Annotated in this window: 15 protein-coding genes and 1 other annotated feature; all 15 genes read left to right on the forward strand. The window is 63.0% G+C overall.

The window, feature by feature from the left end; translation table 11 throughout:
* Position 1: 1 nt before the first annotated feature.
* Complete coding sequence (mnmA, locus tag WC509_03085; protein MFA5006437.1) at positions 2–1138, forward strand: tRNA 2-thiouridine(34) synthase MnmA; 1137 nt, start codon at positions 2–4, stop codon at positions 1136–1138.
* Between the two features lie 17 nt (positions 1139–1155).
* Complete coding sequence (locus WC509_03090; GenBank protein MFA5006438.1) at positions 1156–1968, forward strand: patatin-like phospholipase family protein; 813 nt, start codon at positions 1156–1158, stop codon at positions 1966–1968.
* A gap of 64 nt (positions 1969–2032) precedes the next feature.
* Complete coding sequence (locus WC509_03095; protein ID MFA5006439.1) at positions 2033–2665, forward strand: hypothetical protein; 633 nt, start codon at positions 2033–2035, stop codon at positions 2663–2665.
* Complete coding sequence (locus WC509_03100) at positions 2662–3570, forward strand: hypothetical protein (protein MFA5006440.1); 909 nt, start codon at positions 2662–2664, stop codon at positions 3568–3570. The genes WC509_03095 and WC509_03100 overlap by 4 nt, the downstream gene beginning before the upstream one ends.
* The gene (locus WC509_03105; protein ID MFA5006441.1) at positions 3548–4174 is read left to right on the forward strand and encodes an ABC transporter ATP-binding protein; all 627 of its coding nucleotides are present in this window, start codon (positions 3548–3550) and stop codon (positions 4172–4174) included. The genes WC509_03100 and WC509_03105 overlap by 23 nt, the downstream gene beginning before the upstream one ends.
* Positions 4158–4883: a hypothetical protein gene (locus WC509_03110; protein ID MFA5006442.1), complete on the forward strand. Its 726-nt coding sequence runs from the start codon at positions 4158–4160 to the stop codon at positions 4881–4883. Before WC509_03105 ends, WC509_03110 begins: the two co-directional genes overlap by 17 nt.
* A gap of 133 nt (positions 4884–5016) precedes the next feature.
* Complete coding sequence (locus tag WC509_03115; protein ID MFA5006443.1) at positions 5017–6426, forward strand: putative PEP-binding protein; 1410 nt, start codon at positions 5017–5019, stop codon at positions 6424–6426.
* 106 nt (positions 6427–6532) lie between these two features.
* Entirely contained in the window at positions 6533–8335 is a 1803-nt protein-coding gene (gene glmS / locus WC509_03120; GenBank protein ID MFA5006444.1) for a glutamine--fructose-6-phosphate transaminase (isomerizing), read from the forward strand.
* Position 8336: 1 nt separating this feature from the next.
* Complete coding sequence (locus WC509_03125) at positions 8337–9644, forward strand: hypothetical protein (protein ID MFA5006445.1); 1308 nt, start codon at positions 8337–8339, stop codon at positions 9642–9644.
* A 27-nt stretch (positions 9645–9671) separates the two neighbouring features.
* Entirely contained in the window at positions 9672–11066 is a 1395-nt protein-coding gene (gene glmU / locus WC509_03130; protein MFA5006446.1) for a bifunctional UDP-N-acetylglucosamine diphosphorylase/glucosamine-1-phosphate N-acetyltransferase GlmU, read from the forward strand.
* A 57-nt stretch (positions 11067–11123) separates the two neighbouring features.
* Positions 11124–11238 (forward strand) — a sequence feature (ribosomal protein L20 leader region).
* 53 nt (positions 11239–11291) lie between these two features.
* Positions 11292–11813, forward strand: coding sequence for a translation initiation factor IF-3 (gene infC, locus WC509_03135; GenBank protein MFA5006447.1), 522 nt, complete (start codon positions 11292–11294; stop codon positions 11811–11813).
* 1 nt (position 11814) lies between these two features.
* Positions 11815–12012 (forward strand): 50S ribosomal protein L35, encoded by a 198-nt coding sequence (rpmI, locus tag WC509_03140; protein MFA5006448.1) that lies wholly within the window; start codon positions 11815–11817, stop codon positions 12010–12012.
* A gap of 20 nt (positions 12013–12032) precedes the next feature.
* Entirely contained in the window at positions 12033–12392 is a 360-nt protein-coding gene (gene rplT, locus WC509_03145; GenBank protein ID MFA5006449.1) for a 50S ribosomal protein L20, read from the forward strand.
* 140 nt (positions 12393–12532) lie between these two features.
* Positions 12533–13321 (forward strand): ABC transporter ATP-binding protein, encoded by a 789-nt coding sequence (locus tag WC509_03150; GenBank protein ID MFA5006450.1) that lies wholly within the window; start codon positions 12533–12535, stop codon positions 13319–13321.
* On the forward strand, positions 13314–14483 hold the full coding sequence (locus WC509_03155; protein MFA5006451.1) for an ABC transporter permease: 1170 nt from the start codon (positions 13314–13316) through the stop codon (positions 14481–14483). The genes WC509_03150 and WC509_03155 overlap by 8 nt, the downstream gene beginning before the upstream one ends.
* The last annotated feature ends 1 nt before the right edge of the window (position 14484 follow it).

A 14484-nucleotide genomic window follows, 5' to 3' on the forward strand; every position in this document is an offset into this window, starting at 1 on the left:
CATGAAGAAGAAAGTCATCGTAGGCATGTCGGGCGGCGTCGATTCGAGCGTATCGGCGCTGCTTTTGCTTCGCGAAGGCTACGACGTCGAAGGCCTGTACATGCGCAACTGGGACTCCGCCGTGAACAACGACCGCGAAGGCAACCCCGACCTCGACGCCCCCGTCTGTCCGCAGGAAGTGGATTACGCGGACGCGCTGGCGGTCGCCGACCGGCTCGGGATCGTCCTCCATCGGCACGATTTCATCCAGGAATACTGGGACGACGTCTTCACCGCCTTCCTGCACGAATACGAACGCGGACGGACGCCCAATCCCGACGTCCTCTGCAACAAGCACATCAAGTTCAGAAGCTTCAGCGCCGCGGCCGCGGCGCTGGGCGCCGACTTCATCGCGATGGGCCATTACGCCCGCGTCGAGCACGGCGCGGCGGGAACCCGTCTCTTCCGCGGCGCCGACCCCGACAAGGACCAGTCGTATTTCCTCTGCCAGCTGACCAGGACCCAGCTCGACAACGTGCTCTTCCCGGTCGGCGGACTTCTGAAGAGCGAGGTCCGCAGGATCGCCCGCGAGGCGGGACTTCCGACCGCGGCGAAGAAGGATTCCACCGGCATCTGCTTCATCGGCGAACGTCGCTTCAGCCGCTTCCTCGCCAACTATCTGCCCGCAAAGCCCGGCGACATCGTCACCGAGGACGGCATCGTCCTGGGACGTCACGACGGCCTCATGAACCACACCATCGGACAGCGCAAAGGACTCATGATCGGCGGATCGCGGACCTTCGGAAACCGCCCGTGGTTCGTCGTCGGGAAGGACCTTCCGACCAACCGGCTCATCGTCGGTCAGGGAATCGACCATCCGACCCTGATGTCGGATGCGTGCGTCCTCGAGGACTTCAACTGGATTCCGGCGGAATCACGACCGTCGGCATTGTCGTGCACCGCCAAGTTCCGCTACCGCCAGCCCGACGTGCCCGTCACGGTCGCCTTCGAGGGCGAGGACGGGGCGCGCGTCCGTTTCGGACACGACGTCCGCGCCGTCACCCCCGGACAGGCGTGCGTGCTCTATCGCGGCGAGGAGTGCCTCGGCGGCGGCGTGATCGCGACCGTCTTCAAGGACGGGACGAAACGCGTCTACTGACGCGAAGGAGGGCCCCCATGGCCAAGATCGGACTCTGCCTCGGCGGCGGCGGATCGCGCGGCGCCTACCAGATCGGCGTCGCCGCCTCCCTCCGGGACCACGGCATCCTCGACCGCATCTCTTCCTTCTCCGGCACCTCGATCGGCGCGGTGAACGCGACTCTGCTCGCGACCGCCGCTCCCGAAGCCGCGCTCGCCCTCTGGCTCGACGTCTCGCCCGACGAGATCAAGGCCGCCGAAGGAACGTTCCGCCGCCTGATGAAGGAACGCACGGCGGTGATCGAGAAGGGCATCTACGACATCTCCCCGCTCGAACGGCGGCTGCGGACCCACCTGTCGGGCGTCGACCTCGGCGCCCGCGAGGTCTATGTGACGATCTCGCGCGGCGGCGCCGCCGGCGAGAACATCGTCGGTCTGATGAAGTCAGTGTACCGCCACTACATGAAGAAGGAGACGAACGTGGTCTACTGCGACCTGCGCGGCCAGTGCCTTTCCGATGCGGTCGAGGCGATCCTCGCCTCCTGCTCGATCCCGGTCGCGTTCCCCGCGGTCGTGAACGGCGAACGCAAGTTCTACGACGGCGGCCTCTACGACAACGTGCCGGTGAAGCCGCTCGTCGAATCGGGGTGCGACATCGTCGTCGTGGTTCACCTCTGGGGTCTCGAACGGGTCGACGCCGCGCAATTCCCCGGCGTCCGACTGATCGAGGTGTGGCCTTCGGTGTCGCTCGGCTGGATGCTCAACTTCGATCCCGCGAAGGCACAGAAACTCTATCGCATCGGCTATGACGACGCCGAGACGCTCTTCCGCAAGCAAGCCTTCGACATCTGAACGAAAAACCGACCTCCCCGGCGTATTATCTTCACGGATGACGCCGAAAGGGAGGTTTTTTTTCATGAAGAAGGCAATCATCGTCGCGTTTCTCGCGTTTCTGCTCGTCACGCTGGTTCCGCTCGTCACCGCGGACGACTACCAGACGTACCAGGAGATCGTCTTCGTCGAGGAGGACGAAGCGCTGCTCAAGGACTTCGCCGAGTCCGACATGGCGGATTATCTTTCCCGCCTCGGGGGAAAGAAGATGCTCGGCTGGAAGATGCTCGTCGTGACGAAGCAGCAGGAGGTCGAGTTTCTCTCCGAGACGAAGCTCAAAATCTTCAACAACGGCTATTCCACGATCAAGCACGAGATCACCCTGACCTCGAAGATCGAGACCAAGTTCCAGATCTCCTCGACGGGGTCGATCGGAGTCACCGTCTCGGGAAGTGTCGAGAAGTTCAAGGGGTCGCTCGACAGTTCGATCAAGACCGAGATCGGCTACTCGAAGACGGAAACGGCGACGGAACAGTACGAATTTTCGATCATCGTCGATCCGGGCACCTACGTGACGATCGTGATGAAGGGGCTCGGCGTCGTCTCCAACGGGGTCGCCCGCCACTATTTCCTCTGGATGAAGACGAACGAGGGCGGCTGGGAGACGTTCACCGTGACGACCGAATACTACGAGATCGTGAAGGAACGGATCCGATGAAGAAGGTCGTCCTCGTGATTCTGGCGCTGTACGTCGCAATCGTCGTCGGCTTGCTCCTGCTGGACCGTCCGGAAGCGGACCGGGTCCGGATCATGGCGGTGGAAAGACCGCTGTCGCTGCTTGTGTGCGATCCCGAAGAGACGATTCCCGTCTGGCTCTGGATCGACGATCCCGACGCCTTCCCCACCGCCGTCGACAATGTCGCCGCCGCCTCCCTGACGGACGGCGAGGACGAACTCGCCCTCGGGATCGCCGGCATCGCCGCGACGGGCGGCGAACGCGTCCGCGAGGGCGTCCGGTATCATGAGTTCCGCTTCGATTTCGTCGCCGACGGAATCGCGATCGAGGCGGCGGAACTGGTCTTCGCGCCGGCGACGCTCCACCTCGAGTATCGCGGCGGAATCAGCGGAAACTACCGGATCGGGGATGTCGAACTCGTCTTCGGTGAACCCGGAGAACCGCGCCATCTGGACTTCATGCGGCTGTCGGCGACGTTTTCTTCGAACGACGGATTAGAAGGGATCTCCGGACTCTCGATCGCCTTACGGTCACTCACCGGAACGGCGATCACGGTCACCTCCGTCCGCCTCCATTGCCCCGGGATCGAGGCCTCGACGGGCGAGGCGATCGCGTTCGATCCGGATCGGATGGACGTCGACCCCGATCCCCGACCGCTCGTCGGCATCCCGCGCGAGGGTTCCTTCGACGTCTACGACGAAACCTGGCTCATCCCGATCGTGCACGCCGACAGGATCCGACCGGCGACGCGCTTCCTCATCGACATCCGCTACACGTACGCAGAAAACGAGTACCGTCTTCTGATCGACGACTTCGCGTTCCGGACGGCGTTTTCCGATCCGATCGCCTATGGCGAGGACGTCCATGTCTACGAACATCTCCGTTAGGCTCGCGGGCGTGACGAAACGCTATCCGGGGGACTGCGGGATCGAGGACGTCTCGCTCGCGTTCGACGACCGCGGCCTCAACCTCCTCGTCGGTCCGAACGGGTCGGGGAAGTCGACGATCCTGCGCTGCATCGTCGGTCTGGTCCGCTACCGCGGGACGATCGAGGCGACGCCGCGGTCGATCGGCTACGCCCCGGAGGACTATATCCTGCCGCAGTTCATGACGGTCCGGGATTTCCTCGTATCGGTCGGTCGCGCGCGTGATGTAGAGCGCGCCGTCCTGGCGGACCGGATCGACGCCCTGCTCGACTATTTCGAGATGCGCGAGGCGGAGCACAAGCCCTTTTTCGGTCTTTCGACGGGGATGCGGCAGAAGACCAACCTGATCCAGGCGCTGCTCAACCATCCGAAGATTTTGCTCTTCGACGAACCGCTTCGCGGTCTCGACGAGCAGGCGCGCGATCAGGCATGCGCGATCATCCGGGAGCGTTCGAAGGAGAGTCTTGTCATCGTCTCGACCCATTACCCCGAGCGCTTCCGGTCGCGCAACCGTCGGATCGTCCGGATCGAGAACGGGAGGATCGTCGATGCGCGGGATGCTTAGGATCCAGGGGCATTACCTGATCGACGGGACGGCGGCAGCCTTCATCGGCCTGCTTGCCGTCTTCGTCGCGGCGGCGACTGCCGCAGCCTCGGAATTCTGGCTTGGGAGCGCCATGCTCGATCTCGACCGCGCGGAACGGGCGTTCGCCTATCGAACCCAGGGACTGCTCGCGATCCGTCTCGGCGTCTGCGTCCTGTCGATCTTCCTCGGCCTTCACGGCTATTCCCGCGTCCAGCGTCGGGCGGCGGCGTTCTTCGTCTCGTCCCGCGACGGGCTGTTCGCCTTCGGCGTCGCCAAGGGAGGCGCGGCGGGACTGACGCTGGTCGGTTTCACGCTCGCCGTCGGGTTGGCGTATTCCGCCGTCGGAATCCTCGGAACGCCCTACTTCTCGTTCACGGCGACGGACCTCCGACTGATTGCGGACGCCCTTTGCGAAGGCTTTTTGCTGCTTTTCCTCCAGGGAATCGTGACGACCCTGTGGGATTCGGCGTTTGCGGCGTTGCCCGCTTGCGCGCTGTTCTGGGTCCTCGAGGCGAACGCCCACGATCCGACCGTCCCCTGGGTCGAGGCGGCGCTGACGCTGGTCCGCCATGGCCGCATCGGACCCGAAGGTCCCGCCACCTACGGCGATCCCCTCGTCCACGTCGGCGTCGTCGCCTTCGCCTATGCCATCCTCTCCTGGCTGTTCGCCCGTAAAGACGTGAACTGAATCGCGATTCGTGATATAATGGACACGAACCGAAGGCGGTGACGTCATGACGAACGCTTTACACGATCACGCTCCGCTCGTGGGCCGCGCCCATTTTTTGCCGTTGTCGGAGCCGGATGCGGGGATGCTTCGCATGCCTCCGGAGCCGGCGCGGGAACGCGCCAGGCTCGCGGACGCCTTCGAACGAACCGCGGAGCGCTATCGCACGATGCTGTCGTCGACGCATCGGCCATCGCTTGCAGATACCCTCAGGTTCCATGCGGCGATCGTCGCCGATCCCGATCTTCAGGAAACGGCGTACGGCTTCGTCGACGACGGTCTGCCGGCTGAGACGGCGCTCGAGCGCTCCTTTGGAGAGGCGATCGGTCGCGTCGGCCGCCTGGGCGGCTATTTGGGCGCGCGCGCCGAAGACTTCCGCGAGGTTCGCGACCGCGTCATGGACAAGCTGTCCGGAACCCATGTCCAGGGCGACAGGATCCGGTTCCACGAACCGACCGTCGTCGTCTGCGATCGACTCACGTTCGACGCGTTGACGCACTTCGACATCGAACACGTCGTCGCCGTCCTTGCCGCCGACGGCGGCCTCAACTCTCACGCCGCCATCATCCTGCAATCGGAGGGCATCGCGGTCGTCATCGACCCCTACCTCGCCGCCGCCGCCCGCGACGGCGAGATCATCGCCGTGCAGGTACGGCGCGCCTCATCGGGCGAAGGCGTAGCCGCCGCCCGGACGACCATCGCAGACGGGATCGAGATCGAGGTGGCACCCCTCGTCAACGCGCTCGCCGAGACGTCCAGACCGGGTTTCGCGGCGTTCGCCGGCATCGGGTTGATCCGGACCGAATTCGCCGCCCTCGCCTCGGGGCGTTTCCCGACGCTCGAGGAGCAGTACGAAAGCTATCGCCGGATCGCGACCACGATACCCGGAAAGCCGGTCTGCTTCCGACTGTTCGACGTCGCCCCCGACAAACCCGTCGCCCACAACGAGAAAAGGATCTACGGCGCCCGATACCTCGTGGAGCATCCCGCGATCCTCGAAGACCAGCTGACCGCGCTGCTGATGACGGCCGTCGGACATGAGGTCGAAATCCTGGTGCCGATGGTCGAGAATCCCGCCGACTGGAACTTCATCCACCGCTGCGCCGGCATCTGCGCCGAACGCGTCCGCGAGCTTTGCGGCGTCGAAGGCGTCGACTACCGACTCGGCGCGATGATCGAGAGCGCGGCCGCAATCCGGGCTTTTCCATCCTTCGCCGACGTGCGTTTCGTGTCGATCGGGTCGAACGATCTCGTCGCCGACCTTTTCGCCCTACTCAGAGAACGGGAGGGATTCGATCCGAACCTCTTTCTCGATCCGCTCTTCCTCGAGGCCGTCGCCCGCGTCGTCGCCGAGGCGGAACGGCTCGGGATCCGCGTCTCGGTCTGCGGCGGAGCGGCGGACGACGCAGCCGCGATCCGCGGCTGCGTCCGCGCCGGCATCCGCCATTTCGTGCCCTCGGTGTCGGCCGCCTATTCGGTCATTCCCACTCTCGCCCGCGGTTGACCGCCGCGAACCGCGGTTTTCATCCCGCGGCGATTGAAAGTTCAGGATTTCGATGCTATAATTGTGATACTATCCGTGCCAACGGTGCGGTCGGAGGAAGTCCATCATGTGCGGAATCGTCGGGTATCTCGGACGCGACAAGGCGTCCGACATCATCATCGCGGGACTGGAAAAACTGGAATACCGCGGCTATGATTCCTGCGGCATCTGTTTCTACGACGAAGACGCCCGCCGTTTCGTCATGTACAAGGACAAGGGACGCGTCGCCCATCTCAAGCTCGACTTCAACTACGACATGTGCAACGGCCTCGGCATCGGCCATACGCGCTGGGCGACCCACGGTGTCCCGAACCAGATCAACTCCCACCCCCACTACTCGACGGGGGACCGTTTCGCCGTGGTCCACAACGGCGTCATCGAGAACTACAAGGAACTGACCGACCGGTATCTCGAGGGCGTGCGTTTCGTGAGCGAGACGGACACCGAGGTGATCGCCAACCTGATCGCGCGGTTCGCGGAGAGCATGCCCGTCGAAGATGCGATCCGAAAGACCCTGTCGGTCCTCGAAGGGTCCTACGCGCTCCTCGTCGTCGATACGTCGGATCCCCACAAACTCTATGCGGCGAAGAACAAGTCGCCCCTCCTGCTCGGCGTCGGCAAGCGCGGCGTGACGCTCGCTTCGGACGTGATGGCGCTCGTCGGCTATGCCGACCAGTACTTCCCGATCGAGGACAAGACCTTCACCGTCGTCGGCGAGAAGGACGGCATCGCCTGCTTCGCCCTCTACGACATCATCGGCCGCCCGGTCGAAAGCCAGTTTATGACGATCGACCTCGTCCTCGACGAGATCGGCAAGGGCGGATACAGCCACTACATGCTCAAGGAGATCTGCGAACAGCCGTCAGTCGTCCGCAAGATCGCCTCGAAGTACATCGCCGATGACGGCCGGATCCTCCTCGATCCGGAGTTGAAGTCCTGGTTTTCGGATGCGGAGCGCGTCTACGTGATCGCCGCCGGCACCAGCATGCACGCCGGTTTCGTCGGCAAGTACCTGCTCGAGAACCTTGCCGGCATTCCCGTCGAGGTCTTCATCGCCAGCGAGTTCGCGTACAATCCGCCGCTGCTCGTGAAGAATCCGCTGTTCGTCTTCATCTCGCAGTCGGGCGAAACCGCCGACCTGCGCGCCTGTCTGCTCGACGTCAAGCGACGCGGCTACAGGACCGTGACGATCACCAACGTCGCGACCTCGACGCTGGCGCGCGAATCCGACAAGTTCCTCGAGATCCACGCCGGTCCGGAGATCGCCGTCGCTTCGACGAAAGCCTACGTCGGCCAGATCGTGATCCTCGCCGTCATCGCCGTCGCCCTCTGCCCCAATCCGGCGTTCGACCTGCGCCACGAACTCGCCCGGGTCGCCGTCGCGATGGATGCGATCATCGACAAGCGCGAATTCATCCACGGACTCGTCCGAAACAAGATCGCCAAACGCAACTGCTTCTACATCGGCCGCGGCCTCGACTACTTCGCGTGCCTGGAGGCGGCGCTGAAGCTGAAGGAGATCTCCTACATTCAGACCGAAGGCTTCGCCGCCGGCGAACTGAAGCACGGTACGATCGCCCTGATCGAGAACGGCGTGCCGGTGATCGCGATCATCTCGCAGAAGGCGATCGCGAAACTGACCCGCTCGAACATCCGCGAAGTCTGCGCCCGCGGCGCCGAGAAACTCGTGATCTCCCTCAATTCCGTCGCCGATCCGACGGACGAGATCGTGCTCATGGACGTCCACGAGGCACTGACCCCGCTCCTCACCATCATCCCCACCCAGCTGATCTCCTTCTACGCCGCGCTCGATCTCGGACGCGACATCGACAAACCGCGCAACCTCGCGAAATCCGTCACGGTGGAATGACATGGGCCGCTATTTCGGAACCGATGGCATCCGCGGTGAATACGGCGTCTTTCTGACCGAGGACGTCGCCTTCCGTCTGGGCAGGAGCCTGCGAACACTCGGTGTCCCCGTCGTCGTCGTCGGCCGCGATACGCGCGCTTCGGGACCGGTCCTGGCCGCTTCCGTCATCCGCGGCGCGACGTCCGCCGGCATCGACGCGATCGACCTCGGCGTCGTCTCGACGCCCGCGCTCTCCTATCTCTCGGGCCGTCTCGAAGCGGTCGGCGTGATGATCACCGCGAGCCACAACCCCTATCAGGACAACGGCCTGAAGGTGTTCGGAAAAGGCAGGAAGCTATTCGAACGCGAAGAGGGAGCCCTCGAGGACGACATCGCCGGCCTGCATGAACAGACCCCGCCGGACCGTCCCGGAAAGCTTCTCCCCGGAATCGACGCCGTCGGCCTGTACGGCGATCTGCTCCGCCGGGTGTTGTGCCCGAGCGCCCTCAGGGTCGCGCTCGACTGCGCCAACGGTTCGACCTGGGCGATCGCCCCGCGTTTCTTCCGCATGACCGGCTGCGACCTCCGCCTGACGGGCGTCGAACCCGACGGCAAGAACATCAACCTCGGCGTCGGCTCGACCCACATCGATCATCTGCGCTCCTTCGCCCATGCGGAGGGATGCGACGTCGGCTTCGCCTTCGACGGCGACGGCGACCGGCTGATCGCGGTCGACGGAACCGGCGCGGTCTACGACGGCGACATGCTCGTCTACGTGATCGCGGTCGACCTCAAGACGAGGGGCCTCCTCAACCACGACCGCGTCGCCCTGACGAAGATGAGCAACCTCGGCCTCGTCAAGGCGCTCGCCCGCCGGGGCATCGACGTCGTCACGACCGATGTCGGCGACAAGCACGTGCTCGAGGCGATGGAGGCGGCCGACTACACCGTCGGCGGCGAAAACTCGGGTCACATCATCGACCGCCACCTGCTCAACACCGGCGACGGCGTCCTGAACGCCCTCCACCTTCTGTCGATCATGGAGCGGACGAAATCGTCCCTCGCGGCGCTCACGGCCGACGTACGGCTCTATCCCGACCGTCTCGTGAACGTGAGAAACGTCGACAAGGCCCTCGCCGACGATCCCGCCGTCAAGGCGGCCGCGGCTTCCGTCGCGGCCCGTCTCGGCACCGACGGGAAGGTCCTGGTCCGCGCCTCCGGCACCGAACCGCTGATCCGCGTCTCGGTCTCCGCCCCGACGCCGGAAGAAGTCGACGAAGGCATCGCCGCCATCGTCGCCGTCATCGAAACGCTCCGCAACAGCCGTTAGCTACCGTCCACATACAGGGGGATCCACATGAAAAGATACGCCGTCATTCTAGCCGCGGGCAAAGGCACCCGCATGAAGACCGAACTGCCGAAGTGCGCCTATCCGCTGATCCGCAAGCCGATGATCGCCTACATCGTCGAGAACGTCCGCAACACGCGCATGTTCGACGAGATCGTCGTCGTGGTCGGGCACAAGCGCGAGATCATCCAGGACATCCTCGGGGACTCCGTCCGCTATGCGGTCCAAGCCGAGCAGCTCGGCACCGGGCATGCGGTCATGGCCGCGGAGGAACTCGTCGCGGATCGCGAAGGCGACGTGATGATCCTGCCGGGCGACATGCCCTTGATCGATTCCGCCGTCTGCGAGAAGGCCCTTCAGGAGCACCACGACCGGCGTCACGACCTGACGATCGTGACCACGCGCGTGGACGATCCGTTCGGCTACGGCCGCATCATCCGGAACGAGTCCGGCTATCTCGAATCGATCATCGAGGAGCACGAGGCCACCCAGGCGCAGCGCGCGATCGACGAGATCAACACCGGCATCTACGTGGTCCGGACGAACGTGCTGTTCGATTCGCTCAAGAAGATCAACAACGACAACAAGAAGCGCGAGTACTACCTGACCGACATCGTCAAGGTGGCGAAGGCCGACGAGTTCGTCCTCGGCACCTACTTCCTGAAGGATTCGACCAAGGCGATGGGCGTGAACGACCTCTACGCGCTGTCGATCGCCGAAGCGAAGCTCCGCCTCAAGATCAACCGCGGACACATGCTGAACGGGGTCGCGATGATCAACCCCGAGACGATTACGATCGGTCACAACGTCGTGATCGAGGAAAACGTCATGATCAACCCGAACTCCTTCATCACCGGCAATTCGGTGATCCGCAAGGGGGCGGTGATCGGCCCGAACACCGAGATCCACGAGAGCACGATCGGCGAAAACGTGACGTGCCGGCATTCGATCGTCTTCAACTCGGTCGTCCATGAGAACACCACCGTCGGTCCGTTCGCCCACCTGCGCGACGGTGCCGACATCGGCCCGAACAACCGCATCGGCAACTTCGTCGAGGTGAAGAAGTCGTCCACCGGGGAACACACCAAGGCCTCGCACCTCGCCTATATCGGCGACACCACCTGCGGTTCGCGGGTGAATTTCGGCTGCGGTTCGGTCACGGTCAACTACGACGGCGTCCACAAGTACCAGACGGTCATCGGCGACGACGTCTTCATCGGCTGCAACGTCAACCTGATCGCGCCGATCCGGGTCGAGGACAAGGCCTTCATCGCCGCCGGCTCGACTCTCAACATGAACGTGCCCAAGGGCGCCCTGGCGATCGCCCGCGCCTACCAGGTGAACAAGGAAGACTATGTACGGACCCTGCAGGACCGCATGTCCGGCGAGAAAAAGTCCGAATGACGGTCGATTTCCGTTGACACCGGAAGCGATCCGTATTATAATGTAACAGGTTGAAAAAGTAGAAAGAAGAAGCACCCGCTTCTCACCCGATCGCCGAAGCGATGGGTCCTGGCTACGCAGTCATCTGTGCGACTTGGGCGGGTACATTCTGTATCCGCTTTTCATTTCCGTAAGGGGGGGTTCGCAATTTACAACAACAGTAAACCGGTCAAGAAGGACGACACCTTGGTCAACGAGCAGATCCGCTTCCGCGAAGTGCTCGTGATCGGTTCGGAAGGCCAGCAGTTCGGCGTCAAGCCGATCCGCGAGGCTCTCTTCATCGCGTCGAAGGAAGGCCTCGACCTCGTGTGCGTCGCACCGGGAGCCGTACCTCCCGTCTGCAAGCTGCTCGACTACAGCAAGTACCGCTACGAACAGCAGCGCAAGGCCCGCGAAGCCAAGAAGAACCAGAAGATCGTCGAACTCAAGGAGATCCGGCTCACTGCGGTCATCGACACCCACGATTTCGAGACCAAGGTCAGGAACGGCGTCAAGTTCCTCGACCATGGCGACAAGCTGAAGATTTCCGTCCGTCTGCCCAACCGCGCGCCGGCCCCGCTGGTCGTCCAGGGCAAGGACGTCCTGAACAAGTTCGCCGCGCTATGCAAGGAAGTCGGCGACATCGAGAAGGACATCGTCCACGAGGGACGGTATCTGACCATCCATCTCACCCCGAAGAAAAAACCACAGGCACAGAGGAGCGAATGACATGCCGAAGTTCAAATCCCATTCCGGGACCAAGAAGAGACTGAAGAAGACGGGCAGCGGCAAGCTGCTGCGCGCCAGCACGTTCGGCGGACATCTGATGACGCACAAGAGCACGAAGCAGAACCGCCAGCACCGCCACAAGGAAACCGTGACCAACTCCGACCTCAAGCGGATCCGTCAGCAGGTTCCGTACCTTTGAGAAAGAGCAGGAACTGAACCATGCCGAGAGTGAAGGGTGGCTATGCCACCAGAAGAAGAAGAAACAGACTCCTGAAGCTCGCGAAGGGCTACTTCGGAGCGAAGCACATCCTGTTCAAGACCGCCAAGGAACAGGTCATGAACTCGATGGCGTACGCGTACCGCGACCGTCGCCGCAAGAAGAGAGACTTCCGCAAGCTCTGGATCACCCGCATCAACGCCGCCGCCCGGCTGAACGAACTCAGCTATTCGCGGCTCGTGAACGGCCTCAACGTCGCCAAGATCGAAGTCAACCGCAAGATCCTCGCCGACCTCGCCGTCAACGACCCGAAGGGGTTCGCGTCGCTCTGCGACCAGGCCAAGAAGGCCCTCGCCAAGTAAATCCCGAAGAAAGCCCAGCGATGGGCTTTTTTTTCACCTTCCGGACGGTGGCGGGAAGTCTCGTCCGATCCGCCGAAATTTGATGCGTCATCGATGGCGTTTTATGGTATCATAATAATGATAGGGAAGGGGGGATCGCCATGCGCGAACCCGTCGTCGTCTGCGCCGACATCACGAAGACGTTCCGAATGTCGAAGAAGCAGCAACGGATCGAACATACGAAGGATCCGATCAAAGTCGCCGTGAAGCATCTGTCGTTCACGGCCAACAAGGGAGAGATCTACGGCCTGCTCGGCCCGAACGGTGCCGGCAAGACCACCGCCCTCCGCTGCATCTCGACGTTGATCCGGCCCGACGAGGGCGACGTCATCGTCGCCGGCCATTCCGTCAAGAACGATCCTGAACGGGTCCGCGGCCGGATCGGTTTCCTCACCTCCGACCTCAAGCTCGAGGATTTCTTCACTCCCGACTACCTGTACGACTACTTCGCCAGGCTGCACGGCGTTCCCGCGGAAAAGGCCGCGGAGCGCAAGCGCATCTTCTTCGAGCAGTTCGGCATCGCCAAGTTCGCCGAGGTCAAGGTCGGCGAACTGTCGACCGGCATGCGCCAGAAAGTGCAGATCGCGATCGCGCTGGTGCACGATCCCGACGTCATCGTCTTCGACGAACCCACCAACGGCCTCGACATCCTCACCGCCCGCGTCGTGACCGACTATCTGAAGGAACTGCGCGACGCCGGCAAGACGATCATCGTCTCCACCCACATCTTCAGTCTCGTCGAACGGATCTGCGACCGCGTCGGGATCATCGTCGACGGTCGGCTCGTGCACGAGCGCGACTTCGCCGAGACCGCGACCGACGAGATCGGCCTTGAGGAACTGTTCTTCCAGCTCGTGGCGGCGGAAAGCGGGGAACGTGCCGATGCGTAACGTCCTGACGATCTTCAAGAAGGAATGGGACCGCGTGTTCAAGGATCGCCGGCTGATCCTGTCGGTCATGGTCCTCCCGGGTCTGATGATCTTCATCCTCTACACCTTCATCGGCCAGGGCATGTCGAACTTCATCACGCCCGACGAGGAACTGGTCGCGATCGCCAACGCCCCGACGGCGTTCACGACCCTGTGGAACGCCGCCGAAGCGGACCAACCCGTCACCCTTGCGACCATCGAACCGGATGATTTCGAGACATACCGCGACCGCGTCGACGCCGCCGACTGGCAGCTCGTGATCGTCTTCCCCGAGAACTTCGAGGACGACCTGGGCGTCGACAAGCCCGAAATCGTGGTCTACTACAATCCCAACGAGACCGACTCGACCCTCGTCTTCGAACGCTTCGCCGGCTATCTCGTCCAGTACCAGGAAGCGCTCTCGACCGAACTCTACGGCGACACCGAAGCCTTCGCCGTCTCCTGGGCTTCCACCGAAGTCGACGAGGCGCAGATGGTCGGCACCCTGATGTCGACGCTTCTGCCGATGCTCGTGGTGATGTTCTTGTTCTCCGGAGCGATGGCCATCGGTCCCGAGTCGATCGCGGGCGAGAAGGAACGCGGCACCATCGCGACCTTGCTCGTGACGCCGGTGAAGCGCCGCGAGATCGCCCTCGGAAAGGTCCTGTCCCTCGGCGTCCTGTCGCTCATATCGGCCGTTTCTTCGTTCATCGGGATCATCTCGTCGCTGCCCAACCTGTTCGCGACCGAGGGCGTCGACATGAACGTCTACGGAGTGTCCGACTACCTCCTGATCCTGGCTCTGCTCTTCTCTACCGTCTTCGTCATCGTCGGGATCATCGCGATCGTCTCGGCGTATGCCCGGAACATGAAGGAAGCGGGGACGCTGATCACCCCGATCTACCTCATCACGATCGTCATCGGCGTCTCGACGATGTTCTCCGACGGCGCCGCGCAGTCATGGTGGATCTATCTGATCCCGATCTACAACACCGTCCAGACACTCACGGCGATCCTCACGTTCGATCCCGCCGCGCCGCTGTGGCTGCTCGTGACCGTCCTTTCCAACCTGGTCTTCACCGCCGTCTTCGTCTTTATCCTCAACCGCATGTTCGACAGCGAACGCGTCATGTTCGCGAAGTGAG

This window comes from Candidatus Izemoplasmatales bacterium (assembly GCA_041649275.1).
Classification (GTDB): Bacteria; Bacillota_I; Bacilli_A; order Izemoplasmatales; family Hujiaoplasmataceae; genus UBA12489.

What these genes read in the sequence shown, in the direction of transcription:
- WC509_03115 (MFA5006443.1), top strand. Translation starts at nt 5,017, where the DNA reads ATGCCTCCGGAGCCGGCGCGGGAACGCGCCAGGCTCGCGGACGCCTTC.
- glmU (MFA5006446.1), top strand. Translation starts at nt 9,672, where the DNA reads ATGAAAAGATACGCCGTCATTCTAGCCGCGGGCAAAGGCACCCGCATG.
- WC509_03125 (MFA5006445.1), top strand. Translation starts at nt 8,337, where the DNA reads ATGGGCCGCTATTTCGGAACCGATGGCATCCGCGGTGAATACGGCGTC.
- mnmA (MFA5006437.1), top strand. Translation starts at nt 2, where the DNA reads ATGAAGAAGAAAGTCATCGTAGGCATGTCGGGCGGCGTCGATTCGAGC.
- WC509_03150 (MFA5006450.1), top strand. Translation starts at nt 12,533, where the DNA reads ATGCGCGAACCCGTCGTCGTCTGCGCCGACATCACGAAGACGTTCCGA.
- WC509_03110 (MFA5006442.1), top strand. Translation starts at nt 4,158, where the DNA reads ATGCGCGGGATGCTTAGGATCCAGGGGCATTACCTGATCGACGGGACG.
- WC509_03100 (MFA5006440.1), top strand. Translation starts at nt 2,662, where the DNA reads ATGAAGAAGGTCGTCCTCGTGATTCTGGCGCTGTACGTCGCAATCGTC.
- WC509_03090 (MFA5006438.1), top strand. Translation starts at nt 1,156, where the DNA reads ATGGCCAAGATCGGACTCTGCCTCGGCGGCGGCGGATCGCGCGGCGCC.
- WC509_03095 (MFA5006439.1), top strand. Translation starts at nt 2,033, where the DNA reads ATGAAGAAGGCAATCATCGTCGCGTTTCTCGCGTTTCTGCTCGTCACG.
- WC509_03155 (MFA5006451.1), top strand. Translation starts at nt 13,314, where the DNA reads ATGCGTAACGTCCTGACGATCTTCAAGAAGGAATGGGACCGCGTGTTC.
- rplT (MFA5006449.1), top strand. Translation starts at nt 12,033, where the DNA reads ATGCCGAGAGTGAAGGGTGGCTATGCCACCAGAAGAAGAAGAAACAGA.
- rpmI (MFA5006448.1), top strand. Translation starts at nt 11,815, where the DNA reads ATGCCGAAGTTCAAATCCCATTCCGGGACCAAGAAGAGACTGAAGAAG.
- WC509_03105 (MFA5006441.1), top strand. Translation starts at nt 3,548, where the DNA reads ATGTCTACGAACATCTCCGTTAGGCTCGCGGGCGTGACGAAACGCTAT.
- glmS (MFA5006444.1), top strand. Translation starts at nt 6,533, where the DNA reads ATGTGCGGAATCGTCGGGTATCTCGGACGCGACAAGGCGTCCGACATC.